Consider the following 20,077-nt stretch of genomic DNA (forward strand, 5'->3'; position numbering starts at 1 on the left):
TTCGCGGGGATGGCGAGGGGAGGGTCGGTGCAAACCCTTGCCCTTCCCCACCCGAACCCATATTTTCCAGCGCGATGCACCACAGCACCGATTTCCAGATTCGCATGGCCGAGGATGGCGATGACGATCGCCGCGGCGACGGCCCTTCGGTCGGGCTCGCCACGCGAACCCGCACGCGCACCAAGCAGCCGACGCCGTATCGGGTGCTGATGCTCAACGACGATTACACGCCGATGGAGTTCGTGGTGCTGGTGCTCCAGCGCTTCTTCAAGATGGACATGGAGGCGGCCACCCGGGTGATGCTGGCGGTCCACCAGCGCGGCGTCGGGGTATGCGGGGTGTTCAGCTACGAGGTCGCCGAGACCAAGGTCAGCCAGGTGATCGATTTCGCCCGGCAGAACCAGCACCCGCTGCAATGCACGATGGAAAAGGCCTGATCTGGCCGTTTCGGTCGCATCTACGGATATTACCGTAGCCGAAAGAACCCTGCGCATCCGCTAGGACAAGCATGTTCCTGAGGCCGGGGGGTAGTAGGGAACGGCGCCGGGCGGCGTTGAACTCCCTCGTAAACCGCCGCCCGGCCGCCGCTTTGTCGAAGCGGCAATTCCGGAAAGTCAGCTCGGCCCGGTCAATTGGGCTTGGGCAGCCAGTTGAGGCTGAGCCCCTCATAGCGATTGACGTAATTGGCGGCGCGGCCGAGCGCGCGCTCGTCGAGCAATGTCACGCGGCCGCCTTCGCGGGCGATCATCTTCTCTTCCTCGAGCTGGCGCAGCATCCGGTTGACATGGACCGCGGTGAGCCCGGTGGCGTCGCCGATCTCCTCCTGGGTCAGCCCGAGCGCGAAGACATTGGCGATGCTCTTGTCGGTGGCGCGAAGACGGTTGCGCAGTTCGAGCAGCAAGGCGGCGACACGCGCCTTGGCGCTGGTGCGCCCCAGCGCGGCGAGCCGGTCGGTCAGGGCGACGCGCTCGATCTGCGAATAGACCAGCACCATCGCGGCGAGGCGGGGATGCGCGACCATCATCTCGGCGAGCGCGGTGCGGTCGAACGGACTGACCACGCAGTCCGACAGCGCCGCCAGCGTCTCGGGCGCTTCGCTGTAGATCGCGGAGGAGATACCGAGCATGTCGCCGGGAAACAGGAAGCGCAGGATCTGGCGGCTGCCGTCGTCGAGCAGCACATAGCTCATCATCAGCCCCTTGCGGAGGATGAACAGCTCGCCACACGCTTCATTCTCGCGCTGCAACACCGCCCCGCGGCGCAGGGGCCGCTGGCGTTCTTCCAATTTTTCGAGCGCGTCCCGTTCGACTTCCGTCAGATCGACAAGCTCGCTCAATACTTCGGCAAAGCAACTACCGGACACGCGTTCACTTCTCCCCCACCGGCACACCGTGAAGCAGTGCAGTGGAATCAATGCATTAAAGTCGATCAAGCGGTGTAAATTGCACCATGCTTGCCTGACGCGGTCCAGCGGCTAGAAGTCCGCAATGGACCGAATCCTCATCCGGGGCGGAAACCGCCTCGCAGGCCAGATCCCGATCTCCGGGGCAAAAAACGCCGCACTGACGCTGATGCCGTGCGCGCTGTTAACCGACGAACCCTTAACCTTGCGCAACCTGCCCAGGCTCGCGGACGTCGACAGCTTCGGGCATCTGCTCAACGAGCTTGGCGCATCGACCGCGATCGAGGGCACGCGCCCCAGCGATTTCGGGCGGGTGATGACGATGCGCGCCGGGCGGCTGACCTCGACGGTCGCGCCCTATGATATCGTCCGCAAGATGCGCGCCTCGATCCTCGTGCTGGGGCCGCTGCTCGGCCGCGCCGGCGAGGCGACGGTGTCGCTGCCCGGCGGCTGCGCGATCGGCAATCGCCCGATCGACCTGCATCTGAAGGCGCTGGAGGCGATCGGCGCCGAGATCGAAGTCGCCGCCGGCTACGTGAAGGCGAGCGCGCCGAAGGGCGGGCGGCTGTCGGGCGGGCGCTATCGCTTCCCCGTGGTCTCGGTCGGCGCGACCGAGAATGTGCTGATGGCGGCGGTGATGGCCAGGGGCGCCACCGTGCTGGAAAATGCCGCGCGCGAACCCGAGATCGTCGATCTGTGCAACCTGCTGGTGGCGATGGGCGCGTCGATCGACGGCATCGGCAGCGAGACGCTGACCATCGAGGGCAAGGACCGGCTGCACGGCGCGACCTACAAGGTGATGCCCGACCGCATCGAAGCGGGCAGCTATGCCTGCGCGGCGGCGATCACCGGCGGCGATGTCGAGCTGATCGGCGCGGCGGCGGACGACATGCGCGCGACGCTCGACGCGCTGGTCGAGGCCGGGGTTACGGTCGAGGAGAAGAGGAACGGCATCCGCATTGCCGCCAGCGGTCCGCTCAAGCCGCTGACGCTGAGCACCGCGCCGTTCCCGGGCTTCGCCACCGATATGCAGGCGCAGTTCATGGCGATGCAGTTGATGGCCGAAGGTGCGAGCGTCTTCACCGAGACGATCTTCGAGAACCGCTACATGCACGTGCCCGAGCTGGCGCGGATGGGCGCGAATATCGATGTGCGCGGGCGCACGGCGGTGGTGCACGGCGTCGAGCGGCTGACCGGCGCGCCGGTGATGGCGACCGATCTGCGCGCGTCGATGAGCCTGATCATCGCCGGGCTGATGGCCGGGGGCGAGACCCAGGTGAACCGGGTCTATCACCTCGATCGCGGCTATGAGCGGCTCGAGGAAAAGCTCCAGGCGGTGGGCGCGGATATCGAGCGGGTTGGCGACGGGTAAAACCCCCTTTTCGTCATCCCCGTGAAAGCGGGACCCAGAGCCGGGAAGCGCGGCGCCGGGTACCCCGGGTTCCCGCTCTCGCGAGAAGAACCATGGCGAGGGAAACACCGAGCTGGACGATCGCCGCGACGCCGAGAAAGCGGCGGCATCCCGCTTGAATATGCGCCATGCGCGTCTCTCTCCCGTCGGTCTCCCGCACGCCATCAGCGCGATGCCTGCGGCAAAGGACTTTTCGCTCGGCTCGACTGGGGAACGGAAAGCTGATCTACGACCGGCATGGCCGATCTGATCCTGCCGGGCGGCCTGTCGGTCGCTCTCGATGCCTCGGGCAATTGGGAAAAGGTGATCCTCGCGACAGGCCCCGGATCCGCAAATGAGCTGGCGTTTTGCGCGCCCGGCGAAGCGCTTCGCGACGCGCTGATGGTGAACGATGGGGTGGTGGTGATCGCGAACGCGACACCGCTGGGTCCCGCAGTATGTGGGTGCGGCGGCACGCCGGGCTTCAGCAATGTGCTGACGCTTTCGGGCTGGAGGTTTCAGATACGCCCCGGCGTGAAGCAGTGTTTGATGATCAGCAAGTCGAAGAAGGGAGCGTTATGGACTCCCGATGGCGTCGGCCTTTTGTCCGATCCTTCGCAATGGACGCAAGCGGCTGTTTTCTCGGCCGCCGAGCCCGCGTCAATCGCCGCGCTCGTCGGTCGCATCGACGCCGCGCTCGTCGGTCGCATCGACAGCGTCTTTCGAGACGCGCACAGCAAGCGTACCGACCCCTATCATGCCCATTTCAACGACGTTGCGACCAATCCCGACTGGACCGGCATCCTGATCCTGAGTCCGTCTATTCTGTCAGCCGGGTGCGCTCATCATCTCGGCGTCACCCTGAGCACGATCGACCCCGCGGCCTCCGGCGCATCCGTCTCATCGATTTTTGGCTATATCGACGATGTCGATGGGCCAGGTGGCTTCCGGGTGCTGTTCCAGAACAGTGCCGTGCAGGCCTTCGCTTTCGTACCGGCCGATATGGTCAGCGCTTCTCCTTGAGCAAGTCGATACCGGCATGGACCAGCGCGATATAGCTCGGGCTCATGTTCACGACATATTCGTTCTCGCCCCAGAAGAACGGCCAATGTTCGCTGTTCTCGGGGAAGTCGGGCTTGAGGATCAGTGCGCCGGGCACCACGCCGCCGGCAATGAACGAGAAATCGGCACGGTTGCTGCCGTACGCGACTTCTTTGGAGACGGTGCCGACGCCCGAGACGAACGAGATGTCCGATCCCGGATGCGTGCCGTGGAGATAATCGAGCGCGGCGAATACGCGGCTGCCGTCGCTGATCGCCGGGAAGGCCTTGTGCACCGCATAGTCGGTGAGGCCGGTCTGGATCACCGCGCCATTGCCCGCCCAGCCGCCTTCGGTGATCGGCACGCCATAGGGGTTGCCGGGCGCGGGCTGGGCCTGCCATTGCCTCGCCGCCGCCTCGACCGCGGCGCGGTACGAGGGCGGCATCTCGGGCAGCGCCTGGATCGCGGTGGTCGCGTAGAAGCCGAAGCGCTTCGACACTTCCGGCCACAGCGCCTCGATCCGCGCGGCGTATTTCCTGTCGCGGGTGGTGGTCAGCAATTCGACCGCGGCGGTGAATTCCTCGCCGGGCAGCCAGCCGCCGGTGGTGTTGCCATGGCTGAAGGTGTTGGGGGCGTGACCCTGTTCCTCGTCCCATACGCCCGTCGCCAGCTTCAGCGCCTTGGCCGCGAGCGCATCGTCATGGCCCTTGAGTGCCCGGCTCGCCGCCGCCAGCGCCGCCGCCGAGCCATAGTTGAGTGCGGAGGATTTGCTGGTGAACACCCAGCGATCGTCGGGCGTGCCGCTCTTGCCGTCGCGCCGCTCGCCGCGCTTGAGGCTGGGATCATAGACCAGCCCGTCGGTTTTGGAGGCGGCATCGCCGAGATGGGTGTATTGCGCGACATCGGGCTCGACCACGCCGTGCACCGCATAGCCGACCGCATCATACATCGAGGCGAGATAGAGCACCCCATGCTTGATCTGCTGGAGCAGATCGGGCGCCCCGTCGGGGACGTGCATCTCGGCATGGCGCAGATCCCAATCGACCAGGGTCTGGTCGCGCGCCGGGCGGTGCCGCTCCCAGATATCGACGAGGCTGCGGATCACGGCATATTGCGTCTGGGTGCGGATGTCGAAGTCGCCGGCGTCGAGCCAGCCGCCGACGTTGAGGCCGGGAATATGCTCGCCGGGCGCGAACCGCGTGTCGGTGGTCGGGCCCTGCGCGTAGAGATCGATATGCTCGTGGTTGACCGGCGCCTGGCGGGCATCGTCGCGGTGGCTGTCGCCGTGCCAGACGCGATAGGCTTCGTTTACCGCCATGTGGTCCATCTGGACGGGCAGGTAGACGTCGAGGCTCGGGTGCCAGGCCTTGTCATAGACGTCGGCGGCGATGCGGAACGGCGCGGTGCGCTTGCCGGCATATTCGAGCATGTAGATGCCGGGCGCGCGGACCGCGCTGAAATCGAAGCTACGATACCGATAGCGCAGATATTTGCCCCATTCGGGGGCGGGGCTGGCCAGCGCCTCGATCATCTCGCCCTTGTCGGTCACGCGCAGCAGCCGCGCGGTATCGGCGCCGGGGTCGTTGGCGTCGAGCTCGATCACCGCGCGCTTGGCCTGACCCGGCGCATAGCCGAGCTGCGAATGACCGATCACGGGCGCGCGCTTCCAGCCCGCCACGCTGTTCGGGGTCACGCTCCATTCGAGGACCCGGCCGGTCTTGCCCGCCGGGATCAGGGTACGCGCGACGAACCAGCCATTCTGCGCCTGGTCGCGGCCGTCATAGAGCCGCACCCCCGCGCTCGAGGCGATCGTCACCCGCCGCGCCGGATCCTCGGGCGCCAGCACCAGCGATTTGCCGCTCGCGAAGGGCAAGGGCTCGGCGCCCGGCCCGATATCGCGCCCGCTCGCGGCGTTGCGCTCGCCGCCGGCGACCATGTCGCTTGCGGGGTGCAGCGGGAATGTGCCGCTGGCGCCGTCGGTCATCCAGCTCTTGTGGAAGAAGGCCGCCGGCAGGAATTCCAGGTTCAGCCCGGCCTTGCCCGCCAGCGCCGCGGGCAGCGGGGCATCGAGGATCACCGCCAGCACCACCGATCCGCCCCGCCGTTCGGCGCGGATGCGGTACCGGAATTCATGCTCGGGATATTCGAGCAGCACCTCGATCGCGCCGGTGCTGGCGTCGACGTCACGCTTCACCATCCGCCCGATCGGATCCCATTGGCCGGGCGTGGCGGAGAGGCGGACATCGCCGTTGGTGGCGATGCGCTCGCCCTGCTGGATGATCTCGACGCCGCTGATCTTGGCGTCCGCGAACAGCCCGTCATACCAGTTGGAGAAGACCAGCAGATTGGCGCCGTCGGCTTCGAAATAGCCGGCTTGGTTGAGCCGGAGGTCCTGCGCCGTGGCGGGCAGCGCGGTGCCCGCCAGCAGGCACGCGCAGATCAGTCGGAACGCCTTGGCTTTCACATCGCTCTCCATCGTGGCAGGTTGGTTCCCGCATTACGTTAGCGCTAACACAAGCGTGGCGGCGGGCAAAGCGGGGGGCTGGGAAATGACGGGAGCATTGGCGGATCGGCGCGGCGCCTGGGCGTTCGCGCTCGGTTGCGTGTGCGTCACCATCGGCGTGCTGATGCACATTCCGATGTTCCTGATGGGGCGCGACATGCATTTCATGCTCGCCGGCATGGCGATGGGCTGGGACATGATCCTCGGTATGGCGCTGATCGTCGGCGGCGCGCTGATCGCGGCCTATGGCCTGCTGCCGCGGAATCTCGCCGCGCAGCGTGCCGCCAGCGCCGGCATCACCGTCGCCGCGCCCGAGGATGCGCAACTGGGGCCGGCGCATTGGGGGTTGATGGCGGTGCTGGTCGTCGCCCTGGTCATCGACACGATGAAGCCCGCTGCGCTGGGCTTCACCATCGACGGGATGAAGCACGAATATATGGTCGATCAGTCGGTCGCCTCGCTGGTGCCGTTCTTCGCGCTGGTCGGCACCGTCACCGGATCGATCCTGTGGGGTGTGCTCGCCGACATCTATGGCCGCAAGGCGACGATCCTGCTGTCGGCGGTGATGTTCGTCGGCACCTCGATCTGCGGAGCGATGCCGTCGCTCTACTGGAATATCGGCATGTGCTTCATGATGGGCGCGGCGGCCGGCGGCATGCTGCCCGTCACCTATGCGCTGCTCGCCGAGATGATGCCGAGCAAGCATCGCGGCTGGAGCCTGGTGCTGGTCGGCGGGCTCGGCGCGGGCGGCGGCTATCTCGCCGCGAGCGGTGCGGCGACCTATCTCGTTCCGATCCTCAGCTGGCGGGTGCTGTGGCTGCTCAACCTGCCGACTGGGCTCGCGCTGGTGCTGCTCGGGGTGTTCATCCCCGAAAGCGCCAAGTTCCTGCTCGCGCGCGGCCGGGCCGCCGAGGCGCGGAAGGTGATGGCGAAGTTTGGCGCGGTAGTGCGCGAGACCGAAGCGCCGGCAGCGGCATCCGGTCGCCCGCACGGGGCCCTCAAGGGCATGCACCTCTATGGCAAGCTCACCGCGCTTTCGATCACCGCGCTGAGCTGGGGCTTCGTCAATTTCGGGCTGCTGTTGTGGCTGCCGGCGCATCTGCGCGACAAGGGCTATGCGCTCGAAGTCGCCAATGGCCTGCTCGCCAAATCGGCGCTGATCGCCATCCCGATGGCCTTCGCCTGCGCGCTGATCTATTCGCTGTGGAGCACCAAATGGTCTTTGGTCTCGGCGATCGGCATTCTCGCGCTGGGGCTGCTGGGGGTGCTGCGGCTGGAGCTGTTCGGCGGCGGCGATCCGGTGCTTCCCTTCGCGCTGCTGATCGTCGGCATCAACGGGATCATCGCGATCGTGCTGCCCTACACCGCCGAGAGCTTTCCCTTGCGCGTGCGCGGGCGCGCCACCGGCTGGGTGGCGGCGTGCACCAAGGGAGGCGGGGTGATCGCGCAGGGCCTGTCGATCACCCGGCTGGTGCCGCCGATCGGCATCGTCGCCGGGGCGGTGGTGGTGCCGGTGGCGGCGGCGCTGATCCTCGTCGCCTGGTTCGGCCGCGAGACGCGCGGCGGCGACCTGCGCCTGCTCGACGACGCGCTGGATGAACCGCTCGTCTGAAAATCGCCTGATCCACGTTAGTTAGCCGCGCGGAGGCGGAACGCGCAGGGTGTTGCCGGGTTGGTGGCTCAGAACTGGAGAGCGACCCGATGGCCACTCGTGCCCCCGAATTCACCGACAAGCCCGATTCCCAATTCCTCAAAGACAGTTTCCAGCGCGGCCTCGCCCATTGGAACCGCGAGCGGCTGATGCCGGGTTTCCCGAGCGACGCCTGGCAGCACCGCTTCGAACGCGACGTGAAGATGCAGCGGCTCGAAGGCGGCTTCCTTGAGGAACTGCGCGCCGAGGTAATCGACGAAGCCGCGCGGGCACCGACCGACGCGGACGGCTTCATCGCCTGGTTCGAGGATCTGAAGGCGAGCGGACCGGGACAGGGCGACCCCCTGTTCCCGTGGCTCGCGGAGGAAGCCGGCAAGGACCAGCTTCGATGGTTCTTCGAACAGGAAGCCGCCGGCGAGGCCGGGTTCGACGATCTCGTCGCGCTGACCCAGGTCAAGCTGCCGGTCGAGCCCAAGCTCGAACTTGCGCGCAACTACTGGGACGAGATGGGCCACGGCACCGCCAGGGGCATGCATGGGCCGATGCTCGACGCCCTGGTCGAGACGCTCCAGGTCGAGCCGGTGATCGAGAACACGGTGTGGGAAAGCCTCGCGCTCGCCAATGCGATGACGGCGATGGCGGTCAACCGCCGCTACGCCTGGCATTCGGTGGGCGCGCTCGGCGCGATCGAACTGACCGCGCCGGGCCGCGCGGCGCTGGTCGCCGAAGGTCTCAAGCGCGTCGGTCTGAGCCCCAAGGAAGCGCGCTATTTCACGCTCCACGCGGTGCTCGACGTCAAGCATAGCGAGGAGTGGAACCGGAACGCCATCCGCCCCGCCGTGGAAGAGGATCCACGCCGCGCGACGGCGATGGCCGAGGGCGCGCTGATCCGCCTCAAATGCGGTGAGCGCTGTTTCGAAGCGTATCGCGCGTACCTCTGGAGCTAGAAACGAAAACGGCCCGCTTCCCTTGCCGGGAAGCGGGCCGGATTCTTGAGCCGGGGCTCCGGGCGCTTAGAGAGCCTGGAGATTCACCGCCGAGGACTTGCCCCGGTTGTCGGTCTCGATCTCGTATGACAGGCGCTGGTCGTTCTGCAGCGTGCTCATGCCCGCGCGCTCGACGGCGCTGATGTGGACGAAGCTGTCATTGCCGCCGTCTTCCGGCGCGATGAAGCCATAGCCCTTGTCGTTGTTGAAGAATTTTACTTTGCCGATCGGCATGGAATGTTCCTTTCACGAAACATGGAAATTCCGCGGCGCAGCGTGCGCGGCGGAGCCAGGAAGCGCGAAATGGAAGGGTCGGCCCCAGGGGCCTAATATTCCGTCACAGGCGACGATAGCCCGCTCCATATAGGCGCAAACCGCCCGGAGAGCAATTGTGGGCCTATTCGGCGACGACCGTCTCGCGGCGTTTTTCGCGTCGCTCGGCGTCGGCGGCTTCCTTGGCCCAGGCATCGGCGGCGCGCAGCGCGACCACGCGGCTATTGTCGAGCGTCGCGGCGGCCGCCAGTTCGCGGTGATGGGCTTCCTGCTTGCGGCACATTTGCGAAGAGGGGTTCATTTCTGTCCTTCCGGGACTCCGGCGTTCGAGCCGGGGCGGCCAACGCTCTGATCCGATACGGAGCAGCCTGCTCGATATAGGGTGCCGGCGGCGAAATGACAGTGCTTCTCCGGCGCGGCGATGCGGGCTAGCCTTGCGCGCATGAAAGCATTGCTCGCGCTGCCGCTGCTGTTCACCGCGATTCCCGACGAGATGCCGCTCGTTGTCCAGACGCCGGGCCGGGTGAGCGCCGAGGGCCGCTTCGGCTGGCCGGGCGTCTATTTCGAGAGCCGCTTCAGGGGCGGCGACGTGACCGTCGCGGTCGATACCGGCGGCGAGCCGGTGCGGCTGCTGGTCGACGGCGAAGTCCGCGCCACCCTCGCCGAACCGCGCGAGACGCGCTTCACCGTGTCGGGGCTCGGGAACGGCGAACATGCGGTGCGGCTGGAGAAGGTCACCGAAAGCCAGTCGGGCGGGCCGCGCTTCCTCGGCTTCTGGACCAGAGGCGTGGCGCTGCCGGTCAAGCCGCGCGCGCGGCACATCGAGTTCATCGGCGATTCGCACACGGTGGGATATGGCAATACCTCGCCGACGCGCGACTGCGACGGGGCCAGGGTGCGCGCGACCACCGACACGCAATTGGCTTTCGGCCCACTCGCGGCCAAGGCGCTCGGCGCCGATTACCGGGTGATCGCCTATTCGGGATATGGCGTGGTGCGAAACTATGCCGGCAAGGCGCCCGGCGACAATCTGCCCGCGCGCTATCCGCGCATCGTGCCGGGCGAGACCGCGGTGCTGCCCGCCGCCGCCGACAGGGCGTGGCGCCCGCGCGTGATCGTCATCAACCTCGGCACCAACGATTTCTCGACGGCGCTCAAGCCCGGCGAGGCATGGGGTAGCGCCGACCAACTCCACGCCGATTACCGCGCGAAATATATGGCCTTCATTCGCCGGCTCAAGCGCGAGCAGCCCCAGGCGAAGTTCGTGCTGATGGCGGCGGAGAACTTCGCGCCCGATGTCGAGGCCGTCGCCGCGCAGGCGGGCGCGGCGATGCTGCGCGTGCCGGCGCTGGAACTGACCGGATGCAACTGGCACCCCTCGCTCAAGGACCATCGCACCATGGCGGGCCTGATCGAGGGGGCCGTGCAGCCGCTCTTCTAGATCGCGTTCAGCGCTTCCTCGAAATCGGCGATGAGATCGTCGGCATCTTCCACGCCGATCGATATCCGCACCAGGCTGTCGGTGATCCCCAGCGCGTCCTTGCGCGCCTGCGGGACCGACAAATGCGTCATCCCCGCCGGGTGCGACGCCAGCGTCTCGGTACCGCCGAGCGACACCGCCAGCTTGGCGATCTTGAGCGCGTCGAGGAACGCGAACGCCTCCTTCTCGCCGCCCTTAAGATAGAGCGAGAAGGTCGATCCCGCGCCGGCGCAGTGGCGGCGATAGATATCGGCCTGGCGGGCATCGCCCTGCTCATCGAGGAAGCCGAGATAGCCGACCCGGTCGACCTTGGGATGGCCGTTGAGGAAGTTGCAGACCTTGGCGGCGTTCTCGCCGGCGCGGCTCATCCGCAATTCCAGCGTCTCGAGCGAGCGCAGCAGCATCCACGCGGTGTTGGGATCGCAGATCGTGCCGATGGTGTTGCGCATCAGGCGGATGGTGTTGATGTGCTCCTTCGAGCCGAGCACGCCGCCGGCGACGAGGTCGGAATGGCCGCCGGCATATTTGGTCAGCGAATAGACGACGATCTCGGCGCCCTGCTTCATCGGCTGCGCCCAGAGCGGCCCGAGGAAGGTGTTGTCGATCGCGATCGGCGGCTTGTTGGCGCCGGTGAAGATCGCGTCGCGGCTGGCGCGCACGGCTTCGACATCGACCAAGGCATTGGTCGGATTGGCGGGGCTCTCCAGATAGATCAGCGCGACATTGCCGGTCGCGGCCTTGCTCAGCACCGCGTCGATCTCCTCGCGGGTCGCGCCGGCCGGGAAATCGACCCAATGCACCCCGAAGCGGCCGAGGATGCGGCCGATCAGCGTCTCGGTCGCGGCATAGAGCGGCCCCGAATGGACGATGGTGTCGCCGGGCTTGACCATGGACAAGAAGAGCGTGGCGATCGCCGACATGCCCGAGGAGAAGGCCAGCGCGTCCTCGGCCTCTTCCCAGATCGCGAGCCGGTCTTCGAGGATCTCCTGGTTCGGCCCGTTGAAGCGCGAATAGACCAGCCCCTCGGCGCCGCCCGGGCGCTTGCCGGTGACGCCCTCGAAATGGCGCTTGCCGGCCGCGGCGTTGGGAAAGACGAAGGTCGAGGTCAGGAAGATCGGCGGCTTCAACGATCCTTCGGAGAGCATCGGATCATAGCCATGCCCCATCATCATCGTCGCCGGCTTGAGCTTGCGGTTGCCGACCTTCTCGACGTTCGCCTTGGGGCGGCGGCGCGGGGTGCCGCCGGTCAGATCGGCTTCGGTTTCGTCGGTCATCAGGATCTCCGGAAAATATCGTATCGTCTGTAACCAGATCATTCGGTTTTGCGAGCGCAATCTGGAGCGCAGGATCAACGTTCCACGGCGCCCGAAGGAACCGCAACGGACGATTCCTGCACTTCCACGCAAGTGTGTCGCGGCATAGCTTCGCGGCATCGATACTTTCGGGAGGGGAACTTATGCCGGGCACATCGCCGATCGCCGGGCTGGCGCAACTCTATGCGAGCCAGCCGATACAATATCCGCAGCTGAAGGCGGTGACGCTGGCGCAGTGGATGGTGGAAAGCGGGCGCGGCACTTCAGGCCTGGCGACGCAGCACAACAATTTCGGAGGGCTGAAATGGCGCGACGAGATGGCGCCCTATGCGACCAAGGTGATGTATCAGGCGCATGACGGGCTCGATGCCTATTGCAAGTTCGCGACGCCCGAGAAGTTCATCGCCGGCTATTGGGCTTTTATCGCCCGCGCGCCTTATGCCGGCTGGGAAAAGCATGTCGCGACGCCCCAGGACTATATCCGCTTCATCGGCCCCATCTACACGCCAAAGCCGAGCTATCCCGATGACGTGCTGGCGCTGCTGGCCGAGGCGACCACGCTGCTTGGCGCGACCAAGGCCGGCGCGGCGCAAAGCGCGGTCGATATCGGCACGATCGTCATCGATCCCGGCCATGGCGGCCTGAAGAAGGACGAAGGGCCGGGCACGGGTTCGTGGAATAACGCCACCAGCGCTTCGGGGGTTCTCGAAAAGAATCTCGCGCTGCAATGGTGCAAGCGGCTCCGCGAGCTTCTCACCAGCCAGGCGGAAGCGGCGGGGCAGAAGATCAGGGTCGTGCTGACCCGCGAGACCGATATCAATCCCCGGCTCGCCGATCGCGCGGGCAAGGCCGGCGCCAACAATGCCAGCGTCTTCGTCTGCATGCATTTCAACGGCGGCGAGCCGGCGCTCAGCGGAACCGAGACCTTCTATGCGGTGAAGGCGAACGGCAACCAGAACGAGGCCGAAGACATCGCGTTTTGCGCGGCGATCCACGCCGCGATGCTTGCCGGCCTGCGCAAGGTCCGGCCGGCGACCAAGGATCGCAAGGTGAAGCCGGAGACCGATACCAGCAAGAAGCGGCTCGGCGTGCTGCGCGACGACTATCTCGGCAATAGCGGCAAGCCCAGAAAGTGTCTCGCCGCCTATCTCGAGGTCGAGCACATCACCAATGCCGAGGTCGACAAGGCGTTCATCTCCGGCCCCGATGCCGCCGCCAACCGCGATACGGTGCTCGCCTCGATCGCCACCGCGATCCGCGCGGAAATGGTCAAGCGATTGTAGCGGCAGGCTGCCTAGCGCAGTCCGATGATGGAGATCTGCCGGCCGTAATCGCTTTCCTGGCGGTGGGTGGCGCGGCGGAAGCTGTAGAAGCGTCCCGGCTGGGCATAGGTGTCCTCGCCCATGGTCTCGACGGTGCGGAGTCCCGCGGCCGCCAGCCGGTGCGCGACATAGGCTTCGAGATCGAACTGGTAATGCCGTGGCTTGCCATCGGCGAAGAAGCGCTCATTGGCGGGATCGGCCTCGGCGAAGCGGCGGAAAAAGCCTTCGTCCACCTCATAGCTGGCGCGGGCGATGCACGGGCCGATCGCGGCGGCGATGCGCTCGCGCTTGGCGCCCAGCTCCTCCATCCGCGCGATCGTCGCATCGGTGACGCCGCCGAGCGCGCCCTTCCATCCGGCATGCGCGGCGGCGACCACACCGGCTTCGCGGTCGGCGAACAGCACCGGCGCGCAATCGGCGGTGAGGATGCCGAGCAACAGGCCGGGCGTGCTGGTGACCAGCGCGTCGGCGTGCGGGCGCTCGGAAAAGGGCGCGGTGGCGATCACCGCGTCGGCCGAATGGACCTGAAACACCGTGGCGAGCGGCGCGCCGGGCAGGATCGCGTCGGCCGCGCGCCGGCGGTTCTCCTCGACAAGCCGCGCATCGTCGTGCGACCCGAGCCCGACATTCAATCCGGCATGGACGCCGGTCGAAACCCCGCCACGCCGCCCGAGAAACCCGTGCGCGACGCCCTCCAGTGCACGGGCGCGATTGACCTCGACCTCGTCAGGCTTTGGACTCACAGCACCATCCGATACAGCCGGTCCTCGTCGGCCTGATTGCCGACCATGAACGCATAGGGCCCCTGATCCGTGAAGCCGTAGCGTTCGTAGAAACGCTTGGCGCGGTGGTTGTCGCTGTACACCGTCAGCCAGATCTCCTCGGCCCCGCGCGCCCGGGCCTGCGCGATCGCCCAGTCCATCAGCGCCTGCGCCGCGCCGCCGCCCTTGGCGCGCTCGGCAAGGTAGAGCTGGCGCAATTCCATCGTGCGAGCGCTGGTTTCGGCGGGAAGTTGCAGGTCGCTGATCTTGCAGAATCCCGCGAGCCCGGCTTCGTCCTCGGCGATCCGGAAGCGCAGATCGGGTTGCGCGAATTCCTCCGCCCAGGCTTCGGGCGTGAAGCCTGCGAAGAATGCCGCCGCATCCTCGGGCGCGTAAAGGTGCCCGAAGGTCGCATCGAAGCTCTCGCGGAACAATGCGTCGATCGCCGGCAGATCGGCGGCGGTGGCGTCGCGATAGTTCATGCGAAACCCGCCGGCACCGGCCAGCCGGGCGCGGTCAGCGCGATGACCTTGAACAGTTCGCCCATCTGCTCGGGATCGATCAGCCGGTCGCGGTCGAGCGCCAATTGCTCCGCGCGTTCGGGCGACGCCTTGGCGAGCGCCTCGGTCCGCGCCGCGATGCCCAGCGCCGAGAGGAACGCGCCCTGCGTCACCGGCCCGTGCACGGTCAGTCCCTCGGCCTCGGCAGCCTCTTTGAGCGTCGCGAAATCGACATGCGCGGTGAGGTCGGCCTCACCCGGCGTGTCGAACGGGTTGGCATAGGCATGGTCCTTCACCGCCTGCAGCGTATCGCCGATGGCGGGGCCTTCATAGCCATAGTCGATGATCAGCGCCGCGCCGCCTTGCGCCAGCAGCCGCGCCGCCAGCCCGCGCAGGATCGCGACGCTGGCCGGCGAGGTCTCCAGCACCGATCCGGGATCGGCCTGGAGCAGGTCGCGCGGAATGATCATGTCGAAGCTGCGGTCGCCGGCGATCGGCAGGAACAAAATGTCCTGACAGGCGACCAGCCGCTCGCGCCAGCCCTCGCCGGTCGCGATCAATTGCCGGATCGGCAAAGCGTCGAAGAATTCATTGGCGATCACCAGCAGCGGCACATCGTCGTGCAGCCCGATCAGGTCGAGATGGAATTCGGCGTTCGGCACGCGTTCGGCCTGCGCCGCGCGCAGCATCGGGCTGTTCTCGATCAGATCGACCGGCGGCGCGAGTCCGGCCTTGGCCATGGCGCGCAAGGCGTCGGCGGCGAGCGTCCCGCGCCCCGGCCCGAGCTCGACATAGCGCGCCGGCGGCTTTCCCGCCCGCTCCCACATGTCGACCAGCCACAACCCGATCAGCTCGCCGAACATCTGGCTGATCTCCGGCGCGGTGGTGAAGTCGCCGCGCGCGCCCAGCGGATCGCGGGTGCCATAATAATGCGCGTTGGCGGCGGCCATGAACTGCGACAGGGGGATCGGCCCGCCCAGCGTGATCGCCCGCGCCAGCCGCTCGGGCAGCAAGGGTTCGGCGGCGTTTTCGGCGCGCTCCCGCGGCGCGGCGGCGAGGGGGTTATCGTCAGCCATCGAGCTTCTCAGGGTGACGGTTTCATTAAAGAGACGAGATCAGGCGACACTTTCGCCGCCCGCAATCGGCTCGACCCGCTGGCGGCGGCCCGCCGCGGTCGCGATCAGATAGATGCCGCCGGCGATCATCGGCAGGCACAGCCACTGGCCCATATGCAGCCCGGTCATATCGGCCAGCCAGACAAGCTGCTTGTCGGGCTCGCGGAAGAATTCGACGGTGAAGCGGCACAGGCCATAGCCGAGCAGGAAAATGCCGGTGAGCTTGCCCGGCTCGTAGCGCGATTTGGTCCGCCAGAAGAAGAACCACAGCACCGCGAACAGCAGCAGCCCTTCGAGCCCGGCTTCGTAGAGCTGGCTCGGATGGCGAACCGGCTCGATCTGCCCGGCCATCACCGTGTTTGGAAAGACGATTCCCCATGCGACATTGGTGGGCTTGCCCCACAATTCGCCGTTCACGAAATTCGCCAGCCGCCCGAAGAACAGGCCGAACGGTACCACGCAGGCGACATAGTCATGGATACGCAGCCAGTTGAGCCCGTTCTTGCGCGCGAACAGAATGATTCCGAGGGTGACGCCGATGACCCCGCCATGGAACGACATGCCGCCGTCCCACAGGCTGACCGCCCTGATCGGATTGACCAGCATCTCGGGCGCGTAGAACAGGATATAGCCGATCCGCCCGCCAAGGATGATGCCGAGCGTCGCGTAGAAGACGAGATCGTCGGCATGCGCCTTGCTCATCGGCGCGCCGGGCTGGCGCAGCAGCCGCCCGAGATACCACCAGCCGATCAGGATGCCGGCGATATAGGCCAGCGAATACCATTTGATCGTGAAGAAGCCGAGATCGAGCGCGACCTTGCTCAGGCCGAGCTGGTCGAAATGGATATGGCCGGCCGAGGCCGCGGCGAGGGTCAGGAGATCGGTCATCCCCGCCCGGATAGAGCAGCCGCGCGGCAAACCCAAGCGGCTTGGGAGGATGCCTTGATTGTTCCCCTGCTTTCGCAGGGGAACGATTAGGCTTTGGATATCTGGCGCTAGGGCCGGGGCCAAGCTAGAGCTACCTTCCAATGGCGCTCGACCTTCCCAAGCTCGACCTTTCCAAGCTCGATATGTCGAAGCTGAAGCGGCCCGACCGGCGGACGCTGCTGATCGGCGGCGGCGTCGGCGCCGGGCTGGTGGTCGCATGGGCGGTGTGGCCGCGCACCTATCTCCCCAATCTCACCGCGGCGCCCGGCGAAAGCCTGTTCGGGGCATGGCTCAAGATCGGCAGCGACGGGCATGTCGCGGTGGCTGTGCCGCAATGCGAGGAGGGGCAGGGGGTGTTCACCGCCATGCCCCAGATCATCGCCGACGAAATGGGCGCGGACTGGAAAATGGTCGGCGTCGAGCCGGCGCCGCTCAATCCCTTGTACGCCAATCCGCTGGCGGCGGCGTCGCTGTTCGAGCTGGCATTGGGCAGCCTGCCCGAGCAATTGCAACGGACCTACACGGCGCGCACCGGACTGATGCTGACCGGCTGCTCGACCTCGATCCGCAATTTCGAGGATCAGCTCCGCCAGGCCGGGGCCGCCGCGCGCATATTGCTGTGCAAGGCGGCGGCACGCCGCTGGAGCGTCGATTGGCAGAGCTGCGGCACCGCCGGCGGCTTCGTCATCCATGGCAATCAGAAGCTCGGCTTCGGCGAGCTGGCGGGCGAGGCGGCGGACGAGAGCCTGCCCGCCGATCTGCCGCTGCGTTCGGGCGATGCCAACCGGCTCTATGGCCAGACCGTGCCGCGCCTCGATGTGCCGGCGAAGGTCGATGGCAGCGTCAATTTCGCCGCCGACATCCGCCTGCCCAACATGGTCTTCGCCTCGATCCGGCAGGGGCCGACCGGCGAAACCGAACTGGTCAAGCTCGACCGCGAGGCCGCCAACAAGGTGCCGGGCATGCTCGCGGTGGTCACCACCAGCCAGTGGGTCGCCGCCGTCGCCGAGACGTGGTGGGCGGCCGAGCGGGCGATCGACGCGATGCGCCCGCGCTTCAAGACGCCCGAGGATGTCGTCAATTCGGACACGATCGAAGCCGGGCTGACCGCGGCGTTCGAAGGTGAGGGTGCGCGCATCGCGTCGGCGGGCGATCTGCGTGCCGAGTTCAAGGGCGCCAAGCTGGTCAGCGCCGAATATCGCGTCGGCCTCGGGCTCCACGCCGCGCTCGAGCCGATGACCTGCACCGCCAATTACGCCGATGGCCGGCTGACCCTGTGGCTGCCGACCCAGGCGCCCGGCCTCGCGCGCAGCGCCGCCGCGCGCGCCGCCGGGGTCGGCGAGGCCAGCGTCTTCATCCACGCGACGATGGCCGGCGGCTCGTTCGGCGCCAAGCTCGAACATGAAGTCGCGGCGCAGGCGGCGATGCTCGCGGTCAAGATCGGCCGCCCGGTCCAGCTGACCTGGCCGCGCGGCGAGGATTTCCGCCACGACCGCTATCGCCCCGCCGCCGCCGGGCGCCTGTCCGCGCGGCTCGACGGCAAGGGCCGCGTCACCGGCTGGCTGGCCAAGGTGGCGGCGCCCGAGACCGGTCGCGAACTGGCCAAAAGGCTGCTCGGCGGCGACGCGATCGTCACCGCCTCGCTGAAGATATCGGGCGCGGGCGACCCTTCGGCGATCGCCGGGGCGACGCCGCCCTATGCGATTCCCAATTTCGGGATCGACCATCATCCCGCGAAGATCGGCGTGCCGACCGGCTATTGGCGCTCGGGCGCGCATAGCTACACCGCCTTCTTCACCGAAAGTTTCATCGACGAGCTGGCGCATGTCGCCGAACAGGATGCGCTGACCTTCCGCATGGCGATGCTCGGCAACGAGCCGCGGCTCGCTCGTTGCCTGCAGATGGCCGCGCAACTGGGCGGCTGGCAGGGCGGCCAGCCGGGCAGTGGGCAGGGCATCGCCTGCCACATGTTCCGCGGCTCCTATGTCGCGGTGATGGCCGAGGCGCGGCTCAACGGGCGTCAGGTCAAGGTCGAGCGGCTGGTCGCGGCCGTCGATGTCGGGCGGGTGGTGAACCCCGATCTCGTCAAGCAGCAGATCGAAGGCGGATTGCTGTTCGGCATGGCCGCGGCGGTCGGCGGATCGACCGGCTTCACCGAGAATGTCGCCGACGTCCGTGAGCTGCCCGAGCTCAACCTCCCGACGCTGGCGAGCTGCCCCGACATCACCGTCGAGATCATCGCCAGCGGCGGCGACCCCGGCGGAGTCAGCGAGCTCGCCGTGCCGCCGGTCGCCCCCGCCATCGCCAACGCGCTGCAGGCCGCGAGCGGCGTGCGCTTCCGCCGCCTGCCGCTGCTGTCGGACGCTGAATGATGGACGATGGCGCGGGGCACGAACCCGCCGATCATCCGCTGGCGCCTTGCGGCAATATCGGCGTGCTGCTGGTCAATCTCGGCACGCCGGGCGCGCCCGATGCGCGATCGGTGCGGCGGTACCTGGCCGAATTCCTCTCCGACAGACGCGTTGTCGAGATCCCGCCGCTGATCTGGCAGCCGATCCTGCGCGGGATCATCCTCAATACCCGGCCCAGAAAGTCGGCGCACGCCTATGCCCAGGTGTGGCGTCCGGATGGCTCGCCGCTCGACGCGATCACCCGCGCCCAGGCCCGCGCGCTGCAGGACGCGTTCGGCGGGAATGTGTTCGTCGATTACGGGATGCGTTATGGCCAGCCGTCGCTCGGCGACCGGCTGGCGGGGTTCCAGGCTTATGGCTGCGACCGGATGCTGATCGCGCCGCTCTATCCGCAATATTGCGCGGCGACCACCGCCACCGCCAACGATGCCGCGTTCGCGACACTGGCGAAGATGCGCTGGCAGCCGGCGATCCGCACCCTGCCGCCTTATTACGACCACCCCGCCTATATCGCCGCGCTCAAGGCATCGGTGGAGAAGAGCCTCGCCGCGCTCGATTTCGCGCCCGACATGATCCTCGCCAGCTTCCACGGCATGCCGCAGCGGACGCTGGAACTGGGCGATCCCTATCATTGCCATTGCCGGAAGACCGCGCGGCTGCTGAGCGAAGCGCTTGGCCGCGAGCTGACCGTCACCTTCCAGTCGCGCTTTGGCCGCGCCCGATGGCTGGAGCCGGCGACCGACGCGACGCTCGCGGCGCTGCCCGGCAAGGGCGTGCGGAAGATCGCGGTCGTCGCCCCTGGCTTTTCCGCGGATTGCCTCGAGACGCTGGAGGAGCTGGCGATCCGCGGACGCGAGACCTTCCGCGCCGCGGGTGGAACCGATTTCGCTTATCTGCCTTGTCTCAACGACAGCGCGGATGGCGTGGAAATGCTGCGCAGCATTTTGCAGCAAGAACTTGAAGGCTGGGCTCCCGCCGCCTAGCGTCGGCGCAAACAAGGGA

General features: G+C 67.1%; 18 protein-coding genes. 9 read left to right on the forward strand and 9 right to left on the reverse strand.

Features of this window, described 5'->3' with window-relative positions; genetic code table 11:
- The first annotated feature begins 104 nt into the window (after positions 1 to 104).
- Positions 105 to 437: an ATP-dependent Clp protease adapter ClpS gene (clpS, locus tag KF730_RS01740; protein WP_294095649.1), complete on the forward strand. Its 333-nt coding sequence runs from the start codon at positions 105 to 107 to the stop codon at positions 435 to 437.
- A 191-nt stretch (positions 438 to 628) separates the two neighbouring features.
- On the opposite strand, the gene KF730_RS01745 is transcribed toward clpS, so the two are convergent.
- Positions 629 to 1,336 carry a Crp/Fnr family transcriptional regulator gene (locus KF730_RS01745; RefSeq protein ID WP_294091818.1) on the reverse strand — a complete coding sequence of 236 codons (708 nt, stop codon included), beginning with the start codon at positions 1,334 to 1,336 and terminating at the stop codon, positions 629 to 631.
- A 151-nt stretch (positions 1,337 to 1,487) separates the two neighbouring features.
- Here KF730_RS01745 and murA point away from each other — a divergent pair, with 151 nt between their 5' ends.
- Entirely contained in the window at positions 1,488 to 2,774 is a 1,287-nt protein-coding gene (gene murA, locus KF730_RS01750) for a UDP-N-acetylglucosamine 1-carboxyvinyltransferase (RefSeq protein ID WP_294091819.1), read from the forward strand.
- A 276-nt stretch (positions 2,775 to 3,050) separates the two neighbouring features.
- Positions 3,051 to 3,815: a hypothetical protein gene (locus KF730_RS01755; protein ID WP_294091821.1), complete on the forward strand. Its 765-nt coding sequence runs from the start codon at positions 3,051 to 3,053 to the stop codon at positions 3,813 to 3,815.
- Here KF730_RS01755 and KF730_RS01760 read toward each other — a convergent pair.
- Entirely contained in the window at positions 3,799 to 6,309 is a 2,511-nt protein-coding gene (locus KF730_RS01760) for a glycoside hydrolase family 9 protein (RefSeq protein WP_294091823.1), read from the reverse strand. The two genes, KF730_RS01755 and KF730_RS01760, sit on opposite strands and share 17 nt — an antisense overlap.
- Positions 6,310 to 6,382: 73 nt before the next feature.
- On the opposite strand from KF730_RS01760, the gene KF730_RS01765 reads away from it, so the two are divergent.
- Positions 6,383 to 7,948 carry an MFS transporter gene (locus tag KF730_RS01765; protein WP_294091824.1) on the forward strand — a complete coding sequence of 522 codons (1,566 nt, stop codon included), beginning with the start codon at positions 6,383 to 6,385 and terminating at the stop codon, positions 7,946 to 7,948.
- Positions 7,949 to 8,037: 89 nt separating this feature from the next.
- Entirely contained in the window at positions 8,038 to 8,934 is an 897-nt protein-coding gene (locus KF730_RS01770) for an iron-containing redox enzyme family protein (protein ID WP_294091826.1), read from the forward strand.
- A 66-nt stretch (positions 8,935 to 9,000) separates the two neighbouring features.
- On the opposite strand, the gene KF730_RS01775 is transcribed toward KF730_RS01770, so the two are convergent.
- Entirely contained in the window at positions 9,001 to 9,207 is a 207-nt protein-coding gene (locus KF730_RS01775) for a cold-shock protein (RefSeq protein WP_294091828.1), read from the reverse strand.
- A 163-nt stretch (positions 9,208 to 9,370) separates the two neighbouring features.
- Complete coding sequence (locus tag KF730_RS01780; RefSeq protein ID WP_294091830.1) at positions 9,371 to 9,547, reverse strand: hypothetical protein; 177 nt, start codon at positions 9,545 to 9,547, stop codon at positions 9,371 to 9,373.
- A gap of 141 nt (positions 9,548 to 9,688) precedes the next feature.
- Between KF730_RS01780 and KF730_RS01785 the strand changes: the two genes are divergently transcribed.
- Entirely contained in the window at positions 9,689 to 10,687 is a 999-nt protein-coding gene (locus KF730_RS01785) for an SGNH/GDSL hydrolase family protein (protein ID WP_294091832.1), read from the forward strand.
- Here KF730_RS01785 and KF730_RS01790 read toward each other — a convergent pair.
- Positions 10,684 to 12,000 (reverse strand): cystathionine gamma-synthase family protein, encoded by a 1,317-nt coding sequence (locus KF730_RS01790; protein WP_294091835.1) that lies wholly within the window; start codon positions 11,998 to 12,000, stop codon positions 10,684 to 10,686. The genes KF730_RS01785 and KF730_RS01790 overlap by 4 nt on opposite strands.
- Before the next feature lie 182 nt (positions 12,001 to 12,182).
- On the opposite strand from KF730_RS01790, the gene KF730_RS01795 reads away from it, so the two are divergent.
- The gene (locus KF730_RS01795) at positions 12,183 to 13,322 is read left to right on the forward strand and encodes an N-acetylmuramoyl-L-alanine amidase (protein WP_294091836.1); all 1,140 of its coding nucleotides are present in this window, start codon (positions 12,183 to 12,185) and stop codon (positions 13,320 to 13,322) included.
- An 11-nt stretch (positions 13,323 to 13,333) separates the two neighbouring features.
- Here the strand turns inward: KF730_RS01795 and pgeF are convergent, their stop codons facing one another.
- Genes pgeF through lgt form a run of 4 tightly spaced genes read right to left on the reverse strand, consistent with a single transcriptional unit; the run spans position 13,334 to position 16,625 of the window.
- Positions 13,334 to 14,104, reverse strand: coding sequence for a peptidoglycan editing factor PgeF (gene pgeF, locus KF730_RS01800; RefSeq protein WP_294091837.1), 771 nt, complete (start codon positions 14,102 to 14,104; stop codon positions 13,334 to 13,336).
- Entirely contained in the window at positions 14,101 to 14,604 is a 504-nt protein-coding gene (locus KF730_RS01805; RefSeq protein WP_294091838.1) for a GNAT family N-acetyltransferase, read from the reverse strand. Before KF730_RS01805 ends, pgeF begins: the two co-directional genes overlap by 4 nt.
- Positions 14,601 to 15,698: an SAM-dependent methyltransferase gene (locus tag KF730_RS01810; RefSeq protein WP_294091839.1), complete on the reverse strand. Its 1,098-nt coding sequence runs from the start codon at positions 15,696 to 15,698 to the stop codon at positions 14,601 to 14,603. Before KF730_RS01810 ends, KF730_RS01805 begins: the two co-directional genes overlap by 4 nt.
- Before the next feature lie 39 nt (positions 15,699 to 15,737).
- Positions 15,738 to 16,625, reverse strand: coding sequence for a prolipoprotein diacylglyceryl transferase (gene lgt, locus KF730_RS01815; RefSeq protein WP_294091840.1), 888 nt, complete (start codon positions 16,623 to 16,625; stop codon positions 15,738 to 15,740).
- Positions 16,626 to 16,807: 182 nt separating this feature from the next.
- Here lgt and KF730_RS01820 point away from each other — a divergent pair, with 182 nt between their 5' ends.
- On the forward strand, positions 16,808 to 19,036 hold the full coding sequence (locus KF730_RS01820) for a molybdopterin cofactor-binding domain-containing protein (protein ID WP_294095651.1): 2,229 nt from the start codon (positions 16,808 to 16,810) through the stop codon (positions 19,034 to 19,036).
- Complete coding sequence (gene hemH / locus KF730_RS01825; RefSeq protein WP_294091841.1) at positions 19,036 to 20,058, forward strand: ferrochelatase; 1,023 nt, start codon at positions 19,036 to 19,038, stop codon at positions 20,056 to 20,058. The genes KF730_RS01820 and hemH overlap by 1 nt, the downstream gene beginning before the upstream one ends.
- The last annotated feature ends 19 nt before the right edge of the window (positions 20,059 to 20,077 follow it).

This window comes from Sphingomonas sp. (assembly GCF_019635515.1).
Classification (GTDB): Bacteria; Pseudomonadota; Alphaproteobacteria; order Sphingomonadales; family Sphingomonadaceae; genus Sphingomonas.